This window comes from Staphylococcus sp. MSU001 (assembly GCF_052976705.1).
Genome location: NZ_JBRIKK010000007.1, coordinates 112190 through 119585 on the forward strand (window position 1 = coordinate 112190; position 7396 = coordinate 119585).

Annotated in this window: 6 protein-coding genes and 1 rRNA gene; 6 read left to right on the plus strand and 1 reads right to left on the minus strand. The window is 34.4% G+C overall.

What is annotated here, in order from left to right; translation table 11 throughout:
* The first annotated feature begins 101 nt into the window (after positions 1 to 101).
* The 6 genes from ilvC to ilvA are packed head-to-tail and all read left to right on the plus strand — an operon-like array spanning position 102 to position 6943.
* Positions 102 to 1106: a ketol-acid reductoisomerase gene (gene ilvC, locus ACVBFA_RS04965; protein ID WP_126122294.1), complete on the plus strand. Its 1005-nt coding sequence runs from the start codon at positions 102 to 104 to the stop codon at positions 1104 to 1106.
* A 22-nt stretch (positions 1107 to 1128) separates the two neighbouring features.
* On the plus strand, positions 1129 to 2664 hold the full coding sequence (locus ACVBFA_RS04970) for a 2-isopropylmalate synthase (protein WP_070845692.1): 1536 nt from the start codon (positions 1129 to 1131) through the stop codon (positions 2662 to 2664).
* Positions 2661 to 3704 (plus strand): 3-isopropylmalate dehydrogenase, encoded by a 1044-nt coding sequence (gene leuB, locus ACVBFA_RS04975; RefSeq protein WP_126122293.1) that lies wholly within the window; start codon positions 2661 to 2663, stop codon positions 3702 to 3704. Before ACVBFA_RS04970 ends, leuB begins: the two co-directional genes overlap by 4 nt.
* Before the next feature lie 15 nt (positions 3705 to 3719).
* Positions 3720 to 5090, plus strand: coding sequence for a 3-isopropylmalate dehydratase large subunit (leuC, locus tag ACVBFA_RS04980; RefSeq protein WP_162155483.1), 1371 nt, complete (start codon positions 3720 to 3722; stop codon positions 5088 to 5090).
* Positions 5091 to 5660: a 3-isopropylmalate dehydratase small subunit gene (gene leuD / locus ACVBFA_RS04985; protein WP_002447537.1), complete on the plus strand. Its 570-nt coding sequence runs from the start codon at positions 5091 to 5093 to the stop codon at positions 5658 to 5660.
* 14 nt (positions 5661 to 5674) lie between these two features.
* Positions 5675 to 6943 carry a threonine ammonia-lyase IlvA gene (ilvA, locus tag ACVBFA_RS04990; RefSeq protein ID WP_002447538.1) on the plus strand — a complete coding sequence of 423 codons (1269 nt, stop codon included), beginning with the start codon at positions 5675 to 5677 and terminating at the stop codon, positions 6941 to 6943.
* Positions 6944 to 7277: 334 nt separating this feature from the next.
* Here the strand turns inward: ilvA and rrf are convergent.
* Positions 7278 to 7392, minus strand: a 5S ribosomal RNA gene (rrf, locus tag ACVBFA_RS04995).
* Positions 7393 to 7396 lie beyond the last annotated feature (4 nt).

Here is a 7396-nt window from a genome sequence, read left to right on the forward strand (position 1 = left end):
AAATGAAAAATCAACTAATCATAACTAACATCATACACTTTTTACGCACATATTATTTTGAAAATTCAGAATTTTCGATAAAATGACTGGAGGAATTTATTATGACAAAAGTATATTACGATGAAACAGTAACTCAAGATGCATTACAAGGTAAAAAAATTGCTGTCATTGGTTATGGCTCACAAGGACATGCACATGCACAAAATTTAAAGGACAGTGGTTATGATGTAGTCATTGGTCTACGTCCAGGACGATCATTTAATAAAGCTAAAGAAGATGGATTTGATGTTTATACGGTAAGTGATGCTACACAACAAGCTGATGTAGTGATGGTACTATTGCCTGATGAAATTCAAGGTAAAGTATATAACGAGGAAATTAAACCACATTTAGAAAAAGGAAATGCTTTAGCATTCGCACACGGTTTTAATATCCACTTCAGTGTTATCGAACCACCTAGTGATGTCGATGTCTTTTTAGTAGCACCTAAAGGACCAGGTCATTTAGTTAGACGTACATTTGTTGAAGGAAGTGCCGTACCAGCATTATTTGGTGTTCAACAAGATGCTACAGGCCAAGCAAGAAACATTGCTTTAAGCTACGCAAAAGGCATTGGTGCTACTCGTGCCGGGGTTATTGAAACGACATTTAAAGAAGAAACTGAAACGGATTTATTCGGTGAACAAGCTGTTCTTTGTGGAGGAGTTTCCAAATTAATTCAGAGTGGATTCGAAACACTTGTAGAAGCAGGTTACCAACCTGAATTAGCTTATTTTGAAGTCTTACACGAAATGAAATTAATTGTTGATTTAATGTATGAAGGCGGAATGGAAAACGTTCGTTATTCTATCTCTAACACTGCTGAATTTGGCGACTATGTTTCTGGACCAAGAGTAATTACACCTGATGTTAAAGAAAATATGAAAAAAGTACTTGAAGATATTCAAAATGGTAACTTTAGCCGTAGATTTGTTGAAGATAACAAAAATGGCTTTAAAGAATTCTATCAATTACGTGAAGATCAACATGGTCATCAAATTGAACAAGTTGGACGTGAATTAAGAGAAATGATGCCATTCATTAAATCTAAAAGTATTGAAAAATAACAACAGTAGAGGGGTGTTTTTAATGGAAGAACATATTCAAATTTTTGATACAACACTTAGAGATGGTGAACAAACGCCAGGAGTCAATTTTAGCTTTGATGAAAGATTGAAAATTGCCAAGCAACTAGAAAAATGGGGAGTAGATGTACTAGAAGCAGGTTTTCCTGCTTCTAGTACTGGTAGCTTTAAATCAGTAGAAGCTATAGCCAAAACTTTGACTACAACAGCAGTGTGTGGATTAGCTAGATGTAAAAAATCTGATATTGATGCTGTATATGAAGCCACTAAAGAAGCTGTAAAACCTCAAGTACATGTATTCATTGCAACCTCCCCTATTCATTTAGAACATAAATTAAAAATGACTCAAGATGAAGTTTTAACTTCAATCAAAGAACACGTTTCTTATGCTAAACAATTTTTTGAAGTCGTACAATTCTCTCCAGAGGATGCAACAAGAACTGAAATTCCATTTTTAATTGAATGTGTTCAAACTGCGATTAACGCAGGAGCCACAATTATCAACATCCCTGATACAGTTGGATTTAGTTATCCTACTGAGTATGGTGAAATTTTTAAGCAATTAACACAGGCCGTTAAGTCAAATTCTAAAATTATCTTTAGTGCACATTGTCATGATGATCTTGGAATGGCAGTTGCTAATAGTTTAGCAGCTATTGAGGGTGGAGCTAGACGTATTGAAGGTACAGTGAACGGTATTGGTGAAAGAGCAGGAAATGCCGCACTTGAAGAAGTTGCTTTAGCTTTATATGTAAGGAAGGACCACTATGGTCTTGAATCTCAAATTAACCTTAAAGAAACTAAGAAAACATCTGACTTAATTTCAAGATATGCTGGTATCCGTGTACCTAGAAATAAAGCTATAGTAGGTCAAAATGCATTTAGTCATGAATCCGGAATTCACCAAGACGGTGTACTTAAACATCGTGAAACCTATGAAATCATGACACCTCAACTCGTAGGTGTAAATACTACAGAATTGCCATTAGGTAAATTGTCTGGTAAACATGCATTTGCCGAAAAGCTTAAATCTCTAGGGTATGAAATTAAATTGGAAGATCAAGTTACATTATTTAAACAATTTAAAGAAATTGCAGATAAGAAAAAAAATGTATCCGATAGAGATATTCATGCAATTATACATGGCTCTGAACATGAACACAATGCTATTTTTCAACTTGATAACTTACAACTTCAATACGTATCTAAAGGTCTACAAAGTGCAGTAGTAGTTATAAAGGAAAGAAACGGACAAGTTAAACAAGATTCAAGTATTGGAACGGGTTCAATTGTTGCAATTTATAATGCTGTTGACCGAATTTTCAAGAAAGACGCAGAATTGATTGATTATCGTATTGATTCTGTAACAGAAGGTACTGATGCTCAAGCAGAAGTACATGTACGAATCATTATTAATCATATTGAAGTGACTGGCATAGGTATAGACCACGATATATTAAAAGCCTCATGTAAAGCATATATCGATGCTCATGCTAAATATATTTCAGAATATGAGTTGAAAGAAGGTATCCGTACATGAGTTATAAAATAGTTGCCTTACCTGGAGATGGTATAGGACCAGAGATTCTATCTGGTACATTAGAACTTTTAAAATTAATAAGTGAAAAATATCATTTTGAATACCATTTGGAAAGTCATCATTTTGGAGGTATCTCAATAGATAATTATGGTACACCTTTAACTAATGAAGCATTACAATCATGTAAAAATGCAGATGCTATATTATTAGGCGCGATTGGAGGACCTAAATGGACAGACCCAAATAATCGTCCAGAACACGGTTTGTTAAAACTGAGAAAATCCTTAAATTTATTTGCTAATATTCGCCCTACATTTGTAACTAAAGGGGCTAGTCATCTTTCACCACTAAAACAAGATATTGTAGAAGGCACCGATTTAGTTATTGTAAGAGAATTAACGAGCGGTATTTATTTTGGTGAACCAAGCTATGTTAAAAAAAACGAAGCTTTAGACTCATTAAAATATTCAAGTCAAGAAATTGAACGTATTGTGAGAATCGCTTTTAATCTTGCAAACCGTAGACGTAAAAAATTAACATCTGTTGATAAGGAAAACGTTCTATCCTCTAGTAAGTTATGGCGACAGATAGTAAATGATGTAAAAAAGGATTTTCCAGAAATAGAAGTTAATCATATGCTAGTTGATGCTTGTAGTATGCATCTTATCACCCAACCTACGCAATTTGATGTGATTGTAACAGAGAATCTTTTCGGAGATATCTTAAGTGATGAAGCATCTGTTATACCAGGCTCTCTAGGTCTTTCTCCTTCAGCTAGTTTTGGTCAAACAGGTACACGTCTTTATGAACCAATTCATGGTTCAGCACCAGATATAGCTAATGAAGATAAAGCGAACCCATTTGGTATGGTTCTCTCTTTAGCACTTTGCTTAAGAGAAAGTTTAAATCAAATTGATGCGGCTAACGAACTTGAGTCAATTGTTTACTCGTTTATTCAATCTAATAAGACAACTGCAGATTTAGATGGACAATATCGAACTTCAGAAATTTTTAAGTTGCTTAAAGAAAAATATTTATAAGAGGAGGAGAAAATTATGGGTCAAACACTTTTTGATAAAGTATGGGAAAAACATGTGCTTCATGGAAAAGAAGGTGAACCACAATTATTGTATATTGATTTACATCTCATTCATGAAGTTACTTCTCCTCAAGCGTTTGAAGGACTTAGAATACAAAATCGTAAACTTAGAAGACCTGATCTAACCTTTGCAACTTTAGATCATAATGTTCCCACAATTGATATTTTTAATATAAAAGATGAAATTGCCCATAAACAAATTACAACTTTACAACAAAATGCTAAGGACTTTGGCGTACATATTTTTGATATGGGTTCTGACGAACAAGGTATCGTACATATGGTTGGACCAGAAACTGGATTAACACAACCAGGAAAAACTATTGTTTGTGGAGATTCCCATACTGCTACACATGGCGCATTTGGTGCTATTGCATTTGGGATAGGAACAAGCGAGGTTGAACATGTATTTGCTACACAAACATTATGGCAAACAAAACCTAAAAATTTGAAAATTAATATAAATGGTTCTTTACCACCTGGAGTTTATGCTAAAGACATTATTTTATATTTAATCAATCAATATGGTGTAGATTTCGGTACTGGTTATGCGCTTGAATTTACAGGGGAAACTATAAAAAGTTTATCCATGGAAGCACGTATGACGATTTGTAATATGGCTATTGAAGCCGGAGCAAAGTATGGTTTAATGCAACCTGATGAAACAACATTTGATTACGTAAAAGGTCGTCCTTATGCTACTGATTTTGATAGCTCTATGGAGTGGTGGAAAGAACTTTATTCTGATGATGATGCCTATTTTGATAAAGTTATTGAACTTGATGTAACAAATTTAGAACCTCAAGTTACTTGGGGAACTAACCCAGAAATGGGAGTTAGTTTTAGTAATCCATTCCCAGAAATTAAAAATGCAAATGACCAACGTGCTTATGACTACATGGGACTTCACCCAGGTCAAAAAGCCGAAGATATAAAATTAGGTTACGTTTTTTTAGGTTCATGCACGAATGCAAGATTATCTGATCTTATTGAAGCAAGTCATATTATTAAAGGGCAACAAGTACATCCAAATATTACTGCTATTGTGGTTCCGGGTTCAAGAACTGTTAAGAAGGAAGCTGAAGCTCTGGGGCTAGATAAATTATTTAAAGATGCTGGATTTGAGTGGCGTGAACCAGGTTGTTCTATGTGCTTAGGTATGAATCCAGATCAAGTTCCAGAAGGAGTACATTGTGCCTCCACGAGTAATCGCAATTTTGAAGGAAGACAAGGAAAAGGCGCTCGTACACATTTGGTATCTCCTGCTATGGCAGCAGCTGCTGCGATTAATGGTAAATTCATTGATGTTAGAAAGGTGGTAGTGTAATTGGAAATCAAACCGATAACAATATATACCGGAAAAACTGTCCCCCTTTTTTATGACAATATAGATACTGACCAAATCATTCCCAAAGTGCATCTTAAGCGGGTCTCTAAATCAGGCTTTGGACCTTTTGCTTTTGATGAATGGCGTTACTTACCTGATGGTAGTGATAATCCCGATTTTAATCCTAATAAACCTGAATATCATGGTGCGTCAATTCTCATTACTGGAGATAACTTTGGTTGTGGTTCTAGCCGTGAGCATGCAGCGTGGGCCTTAAAAGATTATGGTTTTAACATTATTATTGCAGGAAGTTTTAGTGATATCTTTTACATGAATTGTACTAAAAACGCAATGTTACCTATATGTTTAAATCAGAAAGAACGAGAACATTTAGCTCAATTTGATGAAATAACTGTTGATTTACCTAATCAAACAGTGTCTACGGTGTCTCAGTCTTTTCATTTTGATATAGATGAAACCTGGAAAAATAAATTAATCCATGGCTTAGACGATATTGCTATTACTTTACAATTTGAAAATTTAATAGAAAAATACGAAAAAACTTTTTAAAGGTGTGAAAGACAGTGACAGTAAGAACTAAAGTTTCGACAAAAGATATAGATGAAGCATATTTACGTCTGAAAAATATAGTAAAAGAAACTCCCTTACAATTCGATCATTACTTATCTCAAAAATATAATTGTAATGTTTATTTAAAAAGAGAAGATTTACAATGGGTACGATCCTTTAAATTAAGAGGAGCTTATAATGCTATATCAGTATTATCCAATGAAGAAAAAAATAAAGGTATTACTTGCGCAAGTGCTGGAAATCATGCTCAAGGTGTTGCTTATACTGCAAAAAAGCTCAATTTAAAGGCTGTTATTTTCATGCCAGTAACTACACCACGGCAAAAAATCAATCAAGTCAAATTCTTCGGGGATAATAACGTAGAAATAGTACTAATTGGCGATACATTTGATCACTGCTTAGCACAAGCTTTAAACTATACGAAGCAACATAAAATGAATTTCATTGATCCATTTAATAATGTATATACTATTGCAGGACAAGGCACTATAGCTAAGGAAATATTAAATCAAGCTGAAAAAGAGGATAATACATTTGATTATGTATTTGCTGCTATAGGTGGTGGCGGTCTTATTTCAGGAGTGAGCACATATTTTAAGACACATTCCCCCCACACTAAAATTATCGGTGTTGAACCAACTGGTGCCAGTAGTATGTATCAATCAGTCATTATCAACCATAGTATAGTTACTTTAGAAAATATTGATAAATTTGTTGATGGAGCTTCAGTAGCAAGAGTTGGTGATATTACTTTTGAAATTGCGAAAGATAAAGTGGATGATTACGTTCAAGTTGACGAAGGAGCTGTTTGCTCCACAATTCTGGATATGTACTCTAAACAAGCGATTGTTGCTGAACCAGCTGGTGCTTTAAGTGTAAGTGCCTTAGAGCAGTATAAAAAGCAGATTGAAAATAAAACAATTGTTTGCATAGTAAGTGGAGGCAACAATGATATTAATCGCATGAAAGAAATAGAAGAGCGTTCTCTTCTATTTGAAGAAATGAAACATTACTTTATTTTAAATTTCCCACAAAGACCTGGTGCTTTAAGAGAATTCGTTAATGATGTCCTCGGACCTCAAGACGATATTACAAAATTTGAATATTTAAAGAAAACATCACAAAACACTGGAACTGTTATTATAGGTATACAGCTAAAACATCATGATGATCTCATTCAGTTAAAAGATCGTGTATGTCAATTTGATCCTTCTAATATTTATATCAATGAAAATAAAATGTTATATTCATTGCTTATTTAAACTAATTTTATATCCAAGTCTCAAGACGACGAGTATATTATTAATTCGTCGTCTTCATTTTAGTGTCTTACTGTAGAATGTCAGTTTAATTCCTCGGTTAAGAAGCTTTATCCATTTGAGATAAGCGCTCGCCTCTTGTTTCATTTTCAACTCTTGTTGATCCTTGTAGCTCGAATAATTTCATTGCTCTCGCTCCCTAATTCATGAGTTCAAAACGCTTTCTCTTCGTCGAGATTCTTACTTCTCATATCAAACACTTTCTTTTTAAAACTATTTTTGCATAAAAAAAAGACCTTTCGGTCTCGATTAGGCTCATCGCATCCATACGATATTTGCCTAGCAACGTCCTACTCTAGCGGAACGTCAGTCCGACTACCATCGGCGCTAAGTAGCTTAACTTCTGTGTTCGGCATGGGAACAGGTGTGACCTCCTTGCCATTGTCACCAGACAAA